The organism is Janthinobacterium sp. BJB301, assembly GCF_002735685.1.
Taxonomy (GTDB): domain Bacteria; phylum Pseudomonadota; class Gammaproteobacteria; order Burkholderiales; family Burkholderiaceae_D; genus Janthinobacterium; species Janthinobacterium lividum.
The window spans coordinates 2,226,023-2,243,351 of sequence record NZ_PDZJ01000001.1 but is presented as its reverse complement, the minus strand read 5'-3'; the positions used below and the strand labels follow the sequence as shown (position 1 = coordinate 2,243,351).

Genomic DNA, 17,329 nt, shown 5'->3' with positions numbered 1-17,329 from the left:
CGGCCTACGCTGGCGGCATGCTAATCATCGAGAAAAAATGCGAACAAACGGCGGACGAGAAAATCGCCGAACTGGCCGTGCCCGAATCCGAGCCACGCCGCGCCGCGCGCGCCCTGTACTGGAAAGGCTGGCGCATTTCGTCCATTGCCCGCCACCTGGGAATCAAGCGCAGCACGATCAATAGCTGGAAAGAGCGCGACGAGTGGGACAAGGCGCAGGCCATCGAGCACGTCGAGGCGTCGGCCGAGCTGCGCCTGGTGAAACTGATCGAAAAAGAGGTCAAGAGCGGTAGCGATTACAAGGAAATCGACTTGCTTGCGCGCACCATCGTGCAGATGGCGCGCGTGCGCCGCTACGAGCAGCCGGGCGGCAACGAGGTGGATCTCAACCCCAAACTGGCAAACCGCAATGCCGGGCCGAAGAAGAAGCCGACGCGCAACGACTTCAGCGAAGAACAGAAAATCCAGCTGCTCGACGCCTTCCAGGATTCGCTCTTCGATTATCAAAAGGTCTGGTATCGCAACGGCGACCAGCGCACGCGCGCCATTTTGAAGTCGCGCCAGATCGGCGCCACCTGGTACTTCGCGCGCGAAGCGCTGGCCGACGCCATGGCGACGGGCCGCAACCAGATTTTCCTGTCCGCCTCAAAAAGCCAGGCCCACGTCTTCAAGCAATATATCGTGCAATTCGCGCGCGAGGCGGCCGGCATCGAGCTGACGGGCGACCCCATTGTGCTGCCGAACGGCGCGCACCTGTATTTCCTGGGCACCAATGCGCGCACGGCGCAGGGTTACCACGGCAATTTCTACTTCGATGAATTCTTTTGGACGCAGAATTTTCAGGAACTCAACAAAGTGGCCTCGGGCATGGCCATCCACAAGAAGTGGCGCAAGACGTATTTTTCAACGCCATCCTCGACCACGCACCAGGCCTATCCATTCTGGACGGGCGAGCTGTTCAACAAGCGCCGCGCCAAGGCTGACCAGGTGAATATCGATGTGAGCCATGGCCGCCTGTCGTCCGGATTTACGGGCGAGGACAAGATCTGGCGCCAGATCGTCACCATCCTCGACGCCGAGCGCGGCGGCTGCAACCTGTTCGACATCGACGAGCTGCGCAACTTCGAATACAGCCCGGACCAGTTCGACAACCTGCTGATGTGCAACTTTATCGACGACTCGGCCTCGGTCTTCCCCCTGGCCGAGCTGCAGCGCTGCATGGTCGATTCCTGGGTCGAGTGGGACGATTACAAGCCCTTGCTGGGCCTGCGCCCGTTCGGCAACCGGCCCGTGTGGATCGGCTACGACCCGGCCTTGAACGGCGACAGCGCCGGCTGCGTGGTGTTGGCGCCGCCGATGACGGCCGGCGGCAAGTTCCGCATCCTGGAGCGCCACCAGTGGCGCGGCCAGAGTTTCGAGGATCACGCCGACGCCATCCGCCAGATGAGCCAACGCTACAACGTCGAATACATCGGCATCGATACCACGGGCATGGGCATCGGCGTGCTGCCGATTGTGCGCGGCTTCTTCCCGGCCGTGACGGCCCTGAACTACTCGCCCGAAGTCAAAACGCGCATGGTCTTGAAAGCCAAAAACATCATCAGCAAGGGCCGGCTGGAATTTGACGCCGGCTGGACGGACATCGCGCAGTCCTTCATGGCCATCCACAAGACACTCACCCCAAGCGGGCGGCACGTGACGTATGTCGCCGGCCGCAGCGATGAAACCGGCCACGCCGACCTGGCGTGGGCCTGCATGCACGCCCTCGATCACGAACCGTTCGAAGGCACCACCGACAACCACCACTCTTTCATGGAGATTTATTCTTGAGAAAAGCACGACACTTGCGCGCGCGCGGCCGCCAGGCCCAGGGCGCACTATCAACAGCGGCCACGGCGCCGGCCGCCGCCGGCATCGAGGCGTTTTCCTTCGGCGACCCGACGCCCGTGCTCGAGCACGCCGATATTCTCGACTGCTTCGAATGCTGGAAGAACGGTCACTGGTACGAGCCGCCCGTCAACCTGGCCGGCCTGGCCAAGTCGTTCAACGCGGGCGTGCACCACAGCAGCGCCATCCACTTCAAGGCCAACGTGCTGACGTCCACCTTGATGCCGACGAAATACCTGTCGCGCGATGGATTCAAGCGCATGGCCCTGGACTATCTGACCTTCGGCAACGCCTACCTGGAAGACCGCCCCAGCCGCAGCGGCAAGGCACTGGCGTACCAGCATGCGCTGGCCAAGTACATGCGGCGCGGCGTCGATCTGGATACCTATTATTTTGTGAACGGCTACCAGGCCGTGCACCAGTTCGACAAGGGCCGCGTGTTCCACCTGATGGAACCGGACGTCAACCAGGAGCTGTACGGCGTGCCGCAGTACCTGAGCGCCCTGCAATCGGCCTGGCTCAACGAGGCGGCGACCCTGTTCCGCCGCAAGTACTACAAGAACGGTTCGCATGCAGGTTTCGTGTTCTACATGACAGATGCCGCGGCGAACACGCAGGACGTGGACAACCTGCGCCAGGCCATGCGCGACAGCAAGGGGCCGGGCAACTTCCGCAACCTGTTCATGTATGCGCCGAACGGCAAGAAGGACGGCATCCAGATCTTGCCGGTGTCGGACGTGGCCGCCAAGGACGAGTTTTTCAACATCAAGAGCGTCACGCGCGACGACCAGCTTGCCGCGCACCGCGTGCCGCCGCAGCTGATGGGCATCTTGCCGAACAATGCCGGCGGCTTTGGCGCCGTGGAACCTGCCGCGCGCGTCTTCGCCCGCAATGAACTGGTGCCGCTGCAGGCGCAGTTCATGGCGATCAACGAGTGGGCCGGCGTGGAAGTGGTGCGCTTCGCCCCGTATGACCTGGGCCTGGGCAAGGAGGGCGCGCAATGAGCGACCACGTCGACAACACCGACAAGATCATCTTTGCAGAGGTGGCGCGCGGCTTGGCCGCCGTGCGCGGCCGTCCCGCCCTGGTGGCGCACGGCTGCTGCCACTACTGCGACGAGGCGCTGGCGCCCGCGCTGCTGTTCTGCAATGCAGACTGCCGCGATGACTACGACAAGGAGCAGGCGGCCAAGGCCCGCGCCGGCCGCACAGGATGACCGCCACGCCGCGATAGCCGGCAGGGCGGGGCAGCGATAGCCCAGCCGTGCCAGAGCACCCCAGCCACCGCACAAGCCGCCCACGAGGCGGCTTTTTCACGTCCCGAAGAATGATGTTGCCATAGATGCAAGAGAAAACCCCATTTCGGCCCGGCGCGCGCAGTTGTCCCCCCTCCACACCTGCCCGCTATATAGGGCTCTTTTGACTCAAATGTGCGCCACGGCCGAAGGCGCATGAGGACTGGCGCGACGGGGCGAAGAGGGGGCATGCGATTTGACGCATTTTGACGCACTTTGAGCGCTTTTTTACACGGGTGGTGCTGCGATGTGGGAACGGTGTTGTTTTCGCGCCGCGCCGCGTCCTGGCGCGGTTCTGGCCTATGTGTAGGTGTCTCTATCCTGAGCATCATTTAACCTCACGCCAATGCATCATTGTCGGGTATTGCGACCTTAAGAACACTTGATATACTGTATGCATATACAGTATTTTATTCAGGTGTTACTATGATTGTTAAAATGTTAAAGATGCGCCTCGCTGGCGTGGAGGTGCCCAAGCGACGGCTGCATGATCGCTTCCATTTAGCGCGGCCCGGCAAGCTGGAAGTTGTTGAAACGACAGACCAGGGCTTGCACCGCTTGGTGAAGCTGGCTCGCTTCACTTACGGCGAGAGTGGAAACTACGTTGATACACTGTTCGATGTCAATTTGCTCTGGTATCGGGATGGGCGCATGGTGTTGTCAGGGTTCGAGCGCAGCAAACAAGACATGCAATTTTGCGACTATGCGCAGTCCTGGCTATGCTTTGTCGGGGCGGAGCCGCCGCCAGTGCCCGAAGGGAGGTAGAATAATTTGCATGTGCGCCGACTATACCCCCAGCCGTAGCGATCAAATCGAACAGCATTTTGCTGTCCGCTCCCCTCAATTTGACCTGCCGCCGGAAGCTTGGCCAGGGTATATGGCGCCGATCATTCGTGCCTCGCACGACGTGCCCGGTGAGCTGGAAGTCGCGCCGGCATGTTTTGGAATGGTGCCCCATTGGGCCGATATGAAGCTGGCGCGCCAGACCTACAACGCCCGCACCGAAACGGTGGCGCAGAAGCCGTCCTTCCGCAATGCATGGAAGCGAAAACAGTTCTGCATTATTCCTGCCGCCGACTTCTTTGAACCTTGCTATGAGACTGGCAAGCCAGTTCGCTGGCGCATCGAGCGCGCCAATGGCATGCCGGCCGCCATCGCCGGGATATGGGAATTCCGGCCGCAAGACTTGCTGTTGTCGTTCTCGATGCTGACGATAAACGCCGATGGCCACCCGCTCATGCAGCGCTTCCACAAGCCGGATGATGAAAAACGGATGGTGATGATCCTCGACCCGGACCAGTATAACGGCTGGCTCGATGGTTCCCTTGTGAACGAAGAGGATTTGTTCCAGCAGTATCCAGCAGAGCGCCTTATTGCTGTAGCTGATCCGCTTCCGCCGCGTGTGAAAAAATAAGCACGAACTGGCGGTTTGCGAGCGAGGGGCAGGCATGACAATCGGACAAAAAATCAATAGCTTTGTGTTTCAAAGCAGGGTGAGTTTTACTACGGCGCTTCTATAAAGGCTGAGGCCGTGTCTAGATGTCAGACCCCTAACCCTGTTCAACCTGACCCCGCCCCGATGCGGATAGAACCAGGGTTCACCATTTCGACATAACCTCACCATGCCGATGGGAATTCAGCTATAAGTCATCGCAACGAACCTTCTCTAAATGCATCCTCCTCATAACCCAGTTCCATAGAGAATTTACTGGTGTCAACATTTACCGTAAATTCGAAACGTGTCCATGCAGGCTGATTATTAGCAACCATAAATTTCTGATGTGCTGCAGCCAAGTAATGGAGTTTCATCGTATCTGAATCACTGATGGAAAACTCGCTCTCATTGACTCCGTTGTTCGAATAAAATTCAAACTGACTGACATCGCCCTCGGGAGAGAATGCGGCAATCATCAAAATTATTTTTGTATCCTCTGGTGCAATTCCATACAAACATTGTCCAATCTCCTTGGATATTTCAATATCCTTCGATTCCATTTTTCACCCCTTTACATAGTTTTCAAAAAAAACGCTTAAACACCTTATTTCCAACGCTATACTCCAGCATAAACGAAGTAGGTATAAGTAACCCCGACAATCCCCCCATTTTAGATCGTGCTAAAAATAGAGTTTATGCGGCCATGGCAAGCTTCTGTTTTGGCGTAATACCGCCAAGTGCCATGTTGGGCCGGTCGTGATTGTAAGTTCACAACCAGCGGGTGCAAAATCCTGAATCTCATCGAGCGTTTCAAACAGATGATGGGCCATCCGTGGGTACCGGCCAGTTCCGATCCTGGCAATAACTGGGGCGCCATCCAGCGCAACGGGCTTCAGTATGAGCATATACGCGACGTGTATCCCATCAATATTTTCAGCCTGTCTAGGGCTCGACACGCTACCGCCGGAGCGTCAACAGGCATTGCGCAAGGCGATGCAGGCATATGGCAGCAGTAATACGCAAGACGGCAGGACGCATTGGATTCTAAGCGGCGAGGAACAGGCGACGGCCCGTAAGCTGGCTATCATTCGGGCTGAACCATGAGCGTACAAATCCCGCTATGGGGAGACCTCCGGTAAAGCAGAAAACAGGTCGGCTTTAACAATCTCAGCACAGCCATTTACAAACTCTTCTTTGGCAGAAGGATTATCCATGTGCACGTTCTTGAACGCATCAGACATGACTTTGATATAGTTTGTCCTACCCAAGCGGCGCGCGGAAATAAATTTGAAACATTCATTTTCGAACTGGCCAATCGACATTACGCTGATCATGCCTTGAACTTTTGGCAGGGGACAGCACAGATTGCCGCCATCGGTGCCAGTGTCTAGATTCGAGAACACTACGCTCCTGGTAACGCCGTCGGGAAAAGGGCACTGCACAGTCAACCTGCCAAATAGGTGTGCATACGAGTGAACTTCTGCAAAGGCAAGTCCATGCTTCATGATGTTCTGGCCGTTTTTTGGAGGGTCATACTTGAACAGATCGCTGTGGGACCAGAGGTGGTTGGCTAATTCCAAGGCGCGATAGTCTTCCGGCAGCAGCGCCTTCAATGCAAATCTCAACAGATCGATTTTTTCGGGACTTGCAACGTAAAAATTTCCCTGAACTATATCGAAGAGCAACTTTGCACGCTGTACTCCTAAAGATTTTTCCATCATTCCCGCGATGAATTCCTGTTCGTTAAGCGCCGATAACTGCAACAGTATCTCCTCGGGGGGCACGCCAGTATTAAAATCCATATTCGCCTCGCCAATCTATTCTTCAAGGAATTAAACATTTCCAATTTAACATATTGTGGCTTGGCTGTCCTGCGCGGGACACGGGGGCAGCCTCCCCCTAGAGGCGGTGGCCAAGGGCGAGCTGCGGCCTTTGCGCAAGCCAGCCAGCGACGAGTAGGCCGGCGAACGCGGCCTTGCCCTGCCGTTCTTGTTTTTGAAATGCATCGCCACCCTGCTTGTCAGCAACCTTCTTGGCGCCGCGCCCCCCGTATTCTGGATACTCATTGCTCCAGTAGTAACAATCATTTCCGTATCAAATTTATCTTGTGGCGGAATTCAAGCGTTACAGGGTGGCCTAGGAGTTCTCGTTGCGGAATGAAGTCGAGTGTAAGTTTTTGAAATAAAAGAATTATTTTGAAGACTTGAAAACTAGAGTCTGCGAGTTGTCTCAGATCGATGATGCACTGGCATCATCGATCAAGCACAAATGACCGGCTACAGGCGAAAAAAAAGGCTGTCATTTTGTTGTCATTCCTAGGCTAAAACAGCCCAAAAACAACCCAAATAATGACAGCCTTCTTCTTGCTAACTACTTGATTCTAAACAATTCAGTGGTGGAGACGGCGGGAATCGAATCCGCGTCTATCATCGAGTGAATTCGTCTGCTCCAGCAAGTGTAGATTGCCAAAATTTTGTTGGCTCATCAGCATCAGGAACATCCGTCACTAAATGCCACAGCGTTTTTATGGTTGGGTTTTTCTGGTCATTGACAATTTGGCCCGCCCACGTGGTTATCGATCCGCCTGGCCACATCACGACGAATGCCGCTCTATCTCCCGCTGCATAGCCCTTTAAGGGGCCTTTAATTGGACCGCCGGCACTGCTGCTGCTTGACACGTAGGTGCCAGACAAGTCAGAACCGTTCAACTGCAATTCCATCGTGGAGCCCATCTGATTTTTCCAATGACCGATCCAGACGGAGTTGTTGACGTTGTTATTTTCTGTACTCACCGCAGTTGTGAGCGCGAGTTCATGTGACATAGTGCCCTCGTGGAAAAATTGGAGTTGTAACCAACTCCATGGTACAACTTTACTAACCGTCGATTCTTGCCAAATGTCACGAGAGTGCTTATTTTAGGGCGGCTTTTCTAAGGAAGTTCGTTCTCCCTGAGCCGTCTATGCCGCCCACTTCGTTTTCATATGGCCGCGCCTATCCGAGCTTGGCCGCCATATCCTCGGCGCTCTCGTTGTAATAGACCTGGAGCATACGCAAATCCCTGTGGCCGACCATGCGCGCCAGGTCCAGCACGTTCAATTTTTTGGCCAATCGCGTGATGGCCGCGTGCCGGCTGTCGTGGAAGGTCAGTCCCTCGATGCAGGACCGTTCGCGCGCTTTGCGGAACAGGGCATCGAGCGAGGCCGTGGAAATGCCGAACAATGGGGCCTCGCCGGAGTCTGGCAATAGCGACAGGAGTTCAAGCGCGCGCCTCGATAGCGGCACGTCTCGTCGCACACCGTTCTTATTGATCGAGGCGGGAAGGCGGGCGACGGCGCCATCAACCCAGGCTGGCATCAGTCCGCAAATTTCCCCGGCCCGCATCGCTGTCTCGATGGCGAAGAGGTAGGCGACCGCCACGGCCTGGCTCTTCGTCGTCACAGGCTCGTCGGCGAAGCCAAGTGCGTTGCACAGGCGCTCGATTTCATCCTCGGTAGGAATGCGTTCGCGTGAGGCGGCGGGCTTGGGGCGGCGCACGTCGCTGGTCGGACTGGCCGCAAGCCATTTCCATTCCCTGCGCGCAGTGCTGAAGACGTGCGACAGCAAGTTCAGCTCGCGATTCACGGTGGCGCCAGTGACCTTGCTTTCCCCAGTCATGCGCTGATCGCGCCAGGCGCCGAGCAGTTCAGGTGTCACGTTGGCCAGCTTGATATCTTTGATTTTCACGCCGCCAATGATCACTTCGCCGATGGCGTTGAGGCGCAGCCTTTCCCAGCGCTCGCCGCGCTTGTGGATGGAGACTTCTTCCAGATACCTGTCGAATGCGTCGCCGCAGCTTTTCCCGATGACGATGCCACTGTCGGCGCCGCGTCGGATTTCGGTTTCGCGTTCCGACGCCCAAGCCGCAGCCTCTGCCTTCGTGCTGAATGTTTTAGATTCCCGTGTGCCGAGGATGGCGATCTCTGCCCGCCAACCGCCAACCCGTTTCCTGAATGAAGCCATGCATCCCTCTCGTTGAGGCGTAATCATGGCGTAAATTTGGCGTAATCGCTACTGGTTTTTGTCGGGTTTAATCTGGATTAAGGGAAATGTTGGGGCGTAAAAAAAGCCACTAACCCGTTGATTATATTGGGTTTAATGGCTTTTTCGATGTTTCCAAATTCTGTGCGCTGGTGCCCGGAGCCGGAATCGAACCGGCACGCCCTTACAGGCGGGAGATTTTAAGTCTCCAGTGTCTACCAGTTTCACCATCCGGGCAGCGCGGCGAGATTCTAGCACAGGTGATGCTCATAACGCCATCTTGGGACTGAACCATGCTGTCCGGTTTGTACCGGACAGCATGGTTTATCTACCCGCCATCAGAACGTCGCCTTGAACTGCACCCCATACGTGCGTGGTTCGTTGATGATGCCCGTCAGGTTGTCGAAATCGATGGCGCCCAGCGACTGGATCTGGTTGGTGATGTTGCGCCCGTACGCGGACAGTTCATAGCGATCCCATTTGTAGCCGACGCGTAAGCCGCCTTCGAGCAGTTCCTTGGCCTTGTATTCCTTCGCTTCATACAGGAAGAAGTTATAGCTGGTGCGGTAGGCCCAGTCCGTGTAGGCGTAGAACTCGCCATTGGCGAGGGGAATGCTGTATTTCAGGGTGAAGTTGGTTTGCCATTCCGGCGCGCGCGGCAGCGGGTTGCCGTCGATGTAGGCCGTGCCTTTGAACGGGCCCAGCGGGTCGGTGACGGTACAGCCGCTGGCCGGGTTGTTTTGCGCGTTGCCGCAGCTTTGTACGAACAGCTTCTTGTCCTGGATTTCCGTGTGGTTATAGCTGCCGCCCAGGGTCATGCTGAGCGAGTCGCTGAGGTTCGCCTGGAAATCGAGTTCCACGCCACTGCCCGTGGCCTTGTCGGCGTTGATCAGCTGGTTCATGTTGACGGCGCCACTGCCAGCCGTCAGCTGCTTGTCTTTTACACGATACTGGAACACGGCCACGCTCAGGCGCGCGCGCTTGTCGAACAGGTCCTGCTTGATGCCGGCCTCGACGGACAGCGCTTTCTCGGCGCCGGCAAACGAGGGGCGGTCGGCCAGGCCGTTCAGGCGTCCCTGCATCGACGGCGCGCGGTAGCCGGTGGCGATGCGCGCATAGGCATTGGTGGCCGGCGTCAGCACATAGGTGCCGCTCACGTCCCAGCTGATGTTGTGCGAGGTGTCGTTCAGGTTGAAGGGGCCAGCCGTGGTTGCTTCCACCCGCTTGGCGGAGAAATCCTTCTTGTCGGTCGTGTAGCGCAGGCCGGCGCGCAGTTTCAGGGCGTCCGAGACCGTGTAGTTGAGCGAGCCGAAGGCCGCGTACGACTTCGAACTCTGGTTTTGCGTGGCGTAGGCGCTGTTTTGCGGATTGCCGGGCGCCAGGCTGTCAAAGCTGATGCTGTCGATCTGGATATCTTCCTTGAAGTAGAACAAGCCGGCTATCCATTGCAGCGGGCCGCGGGCAGACGATTCGGCGCGGAATTCCTGCGAAATCTGCTTGTGGTTGGGGATCACGTCGGCCGTTTCCACGACGAAGGGGATGAAGCCCGGGCCCATCGGCGGGGCATACACGGCGCCATAGCCGCCGTCGACGTCGGCGCGGCTGAAGAAATCGAGTTTTTCGTAGCCGGTGATGGAATGCAGGGTGACGCCGGGCAAGTCCCATTTCAGGCGCATGCTGCCGCCCTTGGTTTTCAGGTGCTGGCGGTTGATGCCGTCGGTCGGGTAGTTATCGTAATCAAAGCCGTCGACCAGGTCGTTGGTGCCTTGCTTGAGGATATTGGCGCGGAAGAGCGTGGCCGTGCCGTCGAGGTTGCGCGCGTGCACGTTGAACAGGGCGCTGAAGTCGCGCGTGGGCTTGACCAGTACCTGCAGGCGGCCTGCGCTGTCTTCATAGCCTTCGAAGTCGCGCGTGCCGGTCGGGCGCGGGTTGTGCACGCGGTCGTCGCGGCGCTGCGTCTGGCCGGAAAAGCGCAGGGCCACCGTGTCGCTGACCGGCACGTTGAAGGCGCCTTCCAGGTTCTTCATGCCATCCTTGCCGAAGCCGCCGCTCAGGTAGCCCTCGGTCTTGAAGACGGGCTTGGCGGAATCGAACTTGATCACACCGGCTGGCGAGTTGCGGCCGAACAAGGTGCCTTGCGGGCCGCGCAACACTTCGACCTGGTCGACGTCAAACACGGGAAAACCTTTCAGCATGGCGTTTTCCTGCACCACGTCATCCATCACCAGGCCCACGGGCTGCGAGGCATTCAGGTCGAAGTCGGTATTGCCCAGGCCGCGAATATAGAAGCGGGGAAAGGTGCGGCCGTAATCCGATTCGACGGACACGCTGGGCGATCGGCTGTTGAGGAAGCGGATGTCGGCGCCGCCGGCCGTCAGGGTGTCGAGCTTATCGCCTTTCAGGGTGGCGATGGACATGGGCACGTCCTTGATGTTTTCCGCGCGCCGCTGCGCCGTCACGATCACCGTTTCCAGCTGGCCAGGGCCGGCCTGTGCCGCCGGAGCCGCAGGCGCGTCGGCGGCTGGCGCCGGGATGCTGTCCTGCGCCATCGCCTGCAGGGGGAAGGCGGCAGTGATTGCCAGGGCAATCAGGGTGTGGCGTATTGTGCTGGCGCGTGTGCTGGCATGCGGTGTCATCATGAAACGGCTCCTGTCGGTGAAGGTTGTTGGGACGCTGCAAGCTGGCGCTGGCCAGCTGGACGAAAAATCATGCTAGCACGGAAAGTTTTGGTATTCATGCCATTTTCCAGCGACGGCTATTCATATCCGTTTCGACTGAATACACGAATAAAATCGTATTTGTCGTCAATATCTGGCGGGTGCATAGTGGAGTGCCGCCAGGCTTGCGCGAGCGCAAAATTGGCCTGGCATGGGGATGGGGTTTCCTGCGGGAGCGCAAAAAGAGGGATGGTTTTTGCCGTGCTGCCCATGTCCGGACAGTGGAAATACAACAGCTGCCGTGGATTTTTTCGGCAGGGGCGTGTTGTTGCTGCGCGACAGGGGATGGTGCCGGTGGCGGCTATCTCCTGCGCGCGTCACGGGGGCACGCGTGGCGGCATGCCCATATCGGTTTAACGCTTAAAACTCTTCCCAATCGCCGTTCGTCACGGTTTCCGCTTGCGCCGCACGGTGTTTTGCCGGCGCTGCCTGGCGCTTGACGGTGCTGCTGGCCGGGGCCGGGACCAGGCGCAGCGGCTTGCGGCTGGCGCGCGCTGATGCTGGCGTGGGCGCCGCCACATGGCCGTCGTGCGTCTTGAAGATGCTCACCGTCTGCACCAGGTGGCTGGCCTGGTCGCGCAGGGATTCGGCTGCCGCCGCCGCTTCTTCCACCAGCGAGGCGTTTTGTTGCGTGACGCTATCCATCTGGGCCACCGCCTGATTGATCTGCTCGATGCCGGTGGTCTGTTCCTGGCTGGCCATCGTGATGTCAGCGATGATGTTGCTGACGCGGGCGACACTGGCGACCACCTCGGACATCGTCGTACCCGCTTGCGCCGCCAGCCTGGCGCCCGCATCGACGCGGCTCACGGAATCGTCGATCAGCGTCTTGATTTCCTTGGCCGCGCTGGCGCTGCGCTGGGCCAGGCCGCGCACTTCGGTGGCCACGACGGCGAAGCCGCGGCCCTGTTCACCGGCACGCGCCGCTTCCACGGCGGCATTCAGGGCCAGGATATTGGTCTGGAAGGCGATGCCGTCAATGACGCTGATGATGTCGACAATCTTGCGCGACGATTCGCTGATCAGGTCCATGGTGCCCATCACTTGCCCCACCACGGCGCCGCCCTTGCTGGCGACGTCCGATGCGGTCGTGGCCAGCACATTGGCTTCGCGGGCATTTTCCGCATTCTTGCGCACGGTGCTGGTGAGTTCTTCCATCGAGGAAGCGGTTTCTTCCAGTGAGCTGGCTTGCTGTTCCGTGCGCAGCGACAGGTCGCTATTGCCGGTGGAAATTTCCGTGGCGGCAAGGGCTACCGTGTCGGAATCCTGGCGGACGGAGGACACAACCGAAGTCAGCGATACCTGCATGCGCTGCAGCGCGGACAGCACGCTGACGCTATCGTTCGGAGCGACGCTGAGTTTTCCTGTCAGGTCGCCGGCGGCAAGCAGGCTGACGGCTTCGCACAGCTGTTTCGGTTCGGCGCCCAGCTCCTTGAGCAGGTGACGCGTGATGAGCCAACCCGCCAGGGCCGCCAGCACGATGGACAGCAAGCTGGCGCCGATCAGGATATTCCTGTTGAGAATGTAGCGTTCGTTGTCTTCCTGCAGGATGAGAGCGGAGCGCTGGTCCGTCAGAGCGAAATACTCATTGCTGGCGGCGACGAGGGCGGCCAGCAGCGGGCGGCATTCCTCGTTCATCTTGACGATGGCTTGTTCGGTTTTCTTTTGCAGCGCCAGGTCCACGATGCCTAGGGCCACGGGAGCATAGCGTTTTTCGATGCTGTCGATCTTGTTGATGATGGCGCGCACCTCGTCCGATACCTCCGGCTGCTGTGCCAGCTGCAGCAGCTGCTGCATGTTCTTGACGACATCGGCGTGCGCCTGCAAGACCTGCCTGCGTTCGATTTCCAGGTCTTCCGGCCTGGTGACGAGTACCAGGTTCCTGGCCGCCACGGCACGCATGTCGATCGCGTCACGCACGCGGTGCGCCGTATTGGCGCGGGCCGTGATGCCGTTGACATACTGGTCAAAGCCGGTGTTGAAGGTGGAAAAACTGCGCACGGACAAGACCGAGATGCCGATGAGGAAAAAGACCAGCAGGCCGAAAGCCAGAGTGAGCTGGGTGCGTACGGTGAATTTATCCATGATGTCTCTCCCAAAAATACGTGGTGACGATTAGAAAGGGGGCTTGCGCGGGACGCGGGCAGGCGATTGCCTGGCAACGGGTCGTGGCCTGCGCAGTGCTTCTCTATCCAGAACACGGATTCGTGGTGTGAGGATCGCGTTACTTGAAAACCGATTTAAATAATTTATTTGTTTTATTTATTAAAATCATTTTTACATAAAAAATTCAGTAAATCAATGAGATTTTACGGAGCAAAAAAACAACTTTTCGACATGCGCGGCTTGTTCCCGCGCCTGTGGAGCGGGTATGGGAGAAGCGTCCGAAGGGAGGCGGATCAGCCGGGAATTGGCGTGCCCTGGTGAAACGCCATTTGCCAGCGGCCATCGCGCCACTTCCACAGCGAACTGCGCAAGCTGGCGCTGGCGGGCAGGGCGCTGCTGGCGTGCCGCTGCGAGCGGTAGGTAACGAAGGCAACATCTTCGGCCAGCAAGCGGGCCTGGAAATCGCTGATGCTGCGCAGGCAAAAATCTTCTGCAGGCAGATCTGCCAAGGTCGCCGCGCGCGTCCAGAGATTGCCCGAGCTGCCGAATTCGACGAACTCGTCGGCCAGCAGAGCTGCCAGCCTGGCGCTGTCAGCGCGCACCGCCTGGCTTTGCAGCGCCGCTTCCAGCGCCTGCAACTGCGCCGCCAGGTGTGCGTTGCCTTGCGGACTGTCCCGCGTGCGGTCCATTGCCAAGGTCTTCAGATGGGAAACGCGCCGGCGCCCGATACATTCAGGCAGGCGACCTTGTCGCTGGAAAAATACTTGATTTGTCCCAGGCCGATGGCATAGCAGCCGTCACTGAGCGGGGAAATGGGGCCGGTGAGTTTCTCACCGCTGGTCAGGGTCACCACCCACGGCGTGGTGGCCGGTTTGCCCGCGTGGGTCAGGGCGTGTTGTACCAGGTCTGACATGTTGCCTCCGTTGGAAATCAAAACCCGATGATAGCAGTGTCGCACCGCCGCTGGTTTGCCGCTACGCGGGCCTGGTGCCTTACGCGTCGGCCAGCAGGTTTTTCGGCAGGGCCACCGACACCAGCTTCCAGTGCCACAGGCCGTCGCGCGCCAGGGTCAGCTCGCCGATATGGCTTTTGCTGTGTGCGCGCTGCACCACGACGCTATCCCAGGAGGTGTAGCGCAGTTTGTAGTCGGGTTTGGTAGTACGCTTGCGGCCGCTGATATCGCTGACCTTGGCGATCGGTTTTTCATAGCGGTCATTGAGCTTCATCAAGGCGACGATGCCCTCGGGCATCAGCATGGTATCGAGCAAAGGGTCGATGACGTCGGGGCTGATGTCGGCGGCCACTTCCGGCGCCGAGAACAGGGCATGCAGTTGCTGCCCCAGGCTGCCGCGCAGCTGGGGCAGGTCGATATGCGCGGCCAGGGCCTGGGTATCCTCGTCCATCGTGGCCGCGCGTATCTTGTTCATGGTGAAATACGGGCTGCCATAGAAGACGCCGGCCAGCGCGACCAGTGCCACTACAGCAAGAAGCATCATTCTTTTCATTGTGCAATCTTTTGGATGCCTGGCGACCCGGTGCGCCTGAAGTGTTGGCATTCTACATAATATTTCCCAAAATCAATATGGTAGTTTAGGTAAGTGTTGTTTTAGATCAAGTTTCGTCAGAGTAATTCTGGCGGCAAGGTGATGTCCGTCAGTTTCCAGTCCCAGATGCCATGGCGGCGCAGCAAAAATTGGCTGGCGGCGGGGCCGGCGCCGCTGCGCCGCAGCACCACTTCGTTCCACGAGCGGTATGCCATGCCAAAGTCGTGGCGCTTGCCGTCCGCCCCCTGCTTGCCGTGCAGGATCAATACCGTAATGCCGGGCGGCGAGACGATGGTGTCGAGCATTTCCTTGAAATCGTCTTCGTTGGCCGTTTCGCCGGCCGCCCGCAACTGGCGCGCCACGCTGGCGCGCACGGCGGGCAGGTCGGCCTGCTGCGCCAGGGTTTCCAGGCGCACGGATTTCGCCGCGATGCTGATGCGGTACATGGCGATGTAGGGGCTGACCCAGGTGAAGCCGATGGCGGCAACGGTAAAAATGATCGCGGTGGCGTACTTTCTTTTCATACTATATCTGCTTGGATCGCAGCTTGCCCGTGAGATTCAATAGCCGCCAAGGATCTGGTATTCCAGGCCCTGATTTCCTGCGCTGCGTACCTGGATCCTGACTTTCCTGAAGGTGATTTCTGCAGGAAAACTGGTGATCTCAAACGATAAGTCTTGCGAAAACGAAGGCCGTGCCAGGTTGCCCGCATACTCCCGGTAGGCAATGCGCAAGGTTTGATTGCTGTAGCCCTGGTATAGCAATTGCGAATTGATGGACCTGTCGATAGGTGCTGTTTCCACTCCCGGGCCGAATTTGATGCCGGGGCTGACATCTTCATGCCACCACGCCAGATCGCTTGCGATCATTACTTGGTCCAGCAGGCCATCATTGTTGCGGTCGGCAAAACAGGCATTCTTGCTCATTCCGGGTAGCAACATGTTGAATACCTGCCGTTCAGTGCAGTAAGCAGGTTTCCCCTCGACATCGGCGCGGTACAGGAAGTCACCCTCGATGACGGCGACACGTCCGCCGCCGATTGACACGGCGCGCCCGTCGTAAATCTGATACCCCGTTTTGCTTGTGTACTGGAAGGTGGACAATAGTGCTTCACCAGCAGTGACCTTTGAAACGATGTTCAGTTTCGGATCATGGCCGATGCGCTCCATCGTGCGGGTCGTCTCGCGGACCTCCATGGTGGCGCACCCGCTGAGTACCAGGGCAGCGATGGCGATGCGGCATAACTTTTTCATTGATTTCCTTGTTTGTCTTCGGAGCGCTCATGCGCAAGCAGGCGCGAGTAAGGGGAATGGTAGCTAAATATTGCCAAATGATAAGTTCAGTTGCCTGTGAAAGAAAGGAAAAATGCGCTTTTTCTCGCCGTGACAAGCGATGGCGGACCTCGATCAGCTTTATGGATGGCGGATGGTGTAGCATTCGTGCCGGCGCGGACCATCGCGCCGCAATATTGAGGACAACCATGAATATCACTATCAATCAGGTGCTGCAGTCGTATATCGATCCGCTCACCGCCAGCGAATACGCGGCGCTCGAACGCAGCCTGCTGGCCGAAGGCTGCCGCGACGCGCTGGTGCTGTGGAACGACGTGCTGATCGACGGGCATAACCGCTACGCCATCTGCCGCCAGCATGGCATCGAATTCAAGACCATCCAGAACACCAGCTTTACCTCGCTCGACGACGTCATGCTGTGGATGATCGACAATCACCTGGCGCGCCGCAGCGTGTCGGACTTCCAGCGCGGCGTGCTAGCCCTGCGCAAGAAGGAAATCGTCGCCGCGCGCAGCCCGGCTCCCGTCAGCGCCCAGGATGCGCCGGACGGCGAAAACGCGCCGAAGCCGGCCATGAGCACGCGCGAAGAGGTGGCCAAGGCGGCCCGCTTGAGCAGCAACCAGATCAGCCAGATCGAGAAGATCCAGAAGGCCGCTTCGCCGGAACTGGTGGAAGCCGTCCGCTCGGGCACGATCTCCATCAATGCGGCGGCCACCGTGGCGTCCCTGCCGCCGGAAGAACAGGTGGCGGCCGTCGCCGGCGGCAAGAAATTATTACGCCAGGCGGCCAAGGAAATCCGCGAACAGCGCGCCGCCACGCGCACGCCGCGCGAGCCGAAGGCACCCCACGTGTCACAGGACACGCCGGAAACGGGCAACGAGCCGTGGGCGGAAAACGCGGCGCAGGCGCCGTCCGAAGCGGAACGCCTGCGCGGCGAGATCGCCAGCCTGAAACAGAAAGTGGCGCAGCTGCAGGCGGAAAATACCGAATTGAACCAGCGCATCGCCGCGCTGATCGATGCATCCTGATTGCCGACTT

The 17,329-nt window shown here is 58.6% G+C and carries 17 protein-coding genes, 1 tRNA gene and 1 pseudogene; 6 read left to right on the top strand and 13 right to left on the bottom strand.

Annotated elements, in window-relative coordinates:
* The first annotated feature begins 17 nt into the window (after nucleotides 1–17).
* From CSQ91_RS09840 to CSQ91_RS09820, 5 genes are all read left to right on the top strand, one after another.
* Complete coding sequence (locus CSQ91_RS09840; protein WP_099388647.1) at nucleotides 18–1,829, top strand: terminase ATPase subunit family protein; 1,812 nt, start codon at nucleotides 18–20, stop codon at nucleotides 1,827–1,829.
* On the top strand, nucleotides 1,826–2,890 hold the full coding sequence (locus CSQ91_RS09835) for a phage portal protein (protein WP_373630442.1): 1,065 nt from the start codon (nucleotides 1,826–1,828) through the stop codon (nucleotides 2,888–2,890). The genes CSQ91_RS09840 and CSQ91_RS09835 overlap by 4 nt, the downstream gene beginning before the upstream one ends.
* Nucleotides 2,887–3,102, top strand: coding sequence for a hypothetical protein (locus CSQ91_RS09830; protein WP_099388130.1), 216 nt, complete (start codon nucleotides 2,887–2,889; stop codon nucleotides 3,100–3,102). Before CSQ91_RS09835 ends, CSQ91_RS09830 begins: the two co-directional genes overlap by 4 nt.
* A gap of 504 nt (nucleotides 3,103–3,606) precedes the next feature.
* Entirely contained in the window at nucleotides 3,607–3,945 is a 339-nt protein-coding gene (locus CSQ91_RS09825) for a hypothetical protein (protein WP_099388129.1), read from the top strand.
* Nucleotides 3,946–3,955: 10 nt separating this feature from the next.
* On the top strand, nucleotides 3,956–4,594 hold the full coding sequence (locus CSQ91_RS09820; RefSeq protein ID WP_099388128.1) for an SOS response-associated peptidase: 639 nt from the start codon (nucleotides 3,956–3,958) through the stop codon (nucleotides 4,592–4,594).
* 233 nt (nucleotides 4,595–4,827) lie between these two features.
* Here CSQ91_RS09820 and CSQ91_RS09815 read toward each other — a convergent pair whose 3' ends face one another.
* The 13 genes and pseudogenes from CSQ91_RS09815 to CSQ91_RS09760 all read right to left on the bottom strand — a co-directional run bounded on the left by CSQ91_RS09815 (nucleotide 4,828) and on the right by CSQ91_RS09760 (nucleotide 16,252).
* Nucleotides 4,828–5,175 (bottom strand): hypothetical protein, encoded by a 348-nt coding sequence (locus CSQ91_RS09815; RefSeq protein WP_099388127.1) that lies wholly within the window; start codon nucleotides 5,173–5,175, stop codon nucleotides 4,828–4,830.
* A gap of 133 nt (nucleotides 5,176–5,308) precedes the next feature.
* Nucleotides 5,309–5,463 (bottom strand): annotated as a pseudogene (locus tag CSQ91_RS29200) (integrase core domain-containing protein); the annotation flags it as partial.
* 270 nt (nucleotides 5,464–5,733) lie between these two features.
* Nucleotides 5,734–6,417, bottom strand: a complete 684-nt coding sequence (locus tag CSQ91_RS09810; RefSeq protein ID WP_099388126.1) for a hypothetical protein — start codon at nucleotides 6,415–6,417, stop codon at nucleotides 5,734–5,736.
* A gap of 624 nt (nucleotides 6,418–7,041) precedes the next feature.
* Complete coding sequence (locus CSQ91_RS09805) at nucleotides 7,042–7,437, bottom strand: avidin/streptavidin family protein (protein ID WP_099388125.1); 396 nt, start codon at nucleotides 7,435–7,437, stop codon at nucleotides 7,042–7,044.
* A gap of 169 nt (nucleotides 7,438–7,606) precedes the next feature.
* Entirely contained in the window at nucleotides 7,607–8,614 is a 1,008-nt protein-coding gene (locus CSQ91_RS09800; protein ID WP_099388124.1) for a tyrosine-type recombinase/integrase, read from the bottom strand.
* 168 nt (nucleotides 8,615–8,782) lie between these two features.
* Nucleotides 8,783–8,869 (bottom strand) — tRNA-Leu (locus CSQ91_RS09795).
* Nucleotides 8,870–8,970: 101 nt separating this feature from the next.
* Nucleotides 8,971–11,268 (bottom strand): TonB-dependent receptor, encoded by a 2,298-nt coding sequence (locus tag CSQ91_RS09790; RefSeq protein ID WP_099388646.1) that lies wholly within the window; start codon nucleotides 11,266–11,268, stop codon nucleotides 8,971–8,973.
* A gap of 441 nt (nucleotides 11,269–11,709) precedes the next feature.
* The gene (locus CSQ91_RS29360) at nucleotides 11,710–13,434 is read right to left on the bottom strand and encodes a methyl-accepting chemotaxis protein (RefSeq protein ID WP_099388123.1); all 1,725 of its coding nucleotides are present in this window, start codon (nucleotides 13,432–13,434) and stop codon (nucleotides 11,710–11,712) included.
* 314 nt (nucleotides 13,435–13,748) lie between these two features.
* Complete coding sequence (locus CSQ91_RS09780) at nucleotides 13,749–14,144, bottom strand: nuclear transport factor 2 family protein (protein ID WP_052139901.1); 396 nt, start codon at nucleotides 14,142–14,144, stop codon at nucleotides 13,749–13,751.
* 11 nt (nucleotides 14,145–14,155) lie between these two features.
* The gene (locus CSQ91_RS09775) at nucleotides 14,156–14,368 is read right to left on the bottom strand and encodes a hypothetical protein (protein WP_092605562.1); all 213 of its coding nucleotides are present in this window, start codon (nucleotides 14,366–14,368) and stop codon (nucleotides 14,156–14,158) included.
* A gap of 79 nt (nucleotides 14,369–14,447) precedes the next feature.
* On the bottom strand, nucleotides 14,448–14,951 hold the full coding sequence (locus CSQ91_RS09770; protein WP_180278388.1) for a DUF2939 domain-containing protein: 504 nt from the start codon (nucleotides 14,949–14,951) through the stop codon (nucleotides 14,448–14,450).
* Nucleotides 14,952–15,076: 125 nt separating this feature from the next.
* Complete coding sequence (locus CSQ91_RS09765) at nucleotides 15,077–15,523, bottom strand: DUF2939 domain-containing protein (RefSeq protein ID WP_034755159.1); 447 nt, start codon at nucleotides 15,521–15,523, stop codon at nucleotides 15,077–15,079.
* Nucleotides 15,524–15,559: 36 nt separating this feature from the next.
* Nucleotides 15,560–16,252 carry a hypothetical protein gene (locus CSQ91_RS09760; protein WP_099388121.1) on the bottom strand — a complete coding sequence of 231 codons (693 nt, stop codon included), beginning with the start codon at nucleotides 16,250–16,252 and terminating at the stop codon, nucleotides 15,560–15,562.
* 227 nt (nucleotides 16,253–16,479) lie between these two features.
* Here CSQ91_RS09760 and CSQ91_RS09755 point away from each other — a divergent pair, with 227 nt between their 5' ends.
* Complete coding sequence (locus CSQ91_RS09755; protein WP_099388120.1) at nucleotides 16,480–17,319, top strand: hypothetical protein; 840 nt, start codon at nucleotides 16,480–16,482, stop codon at nucleotides 17,317–17,319.
* Nucleotides 17,320–17,329 lie beyond the last annotated feature (10 nt).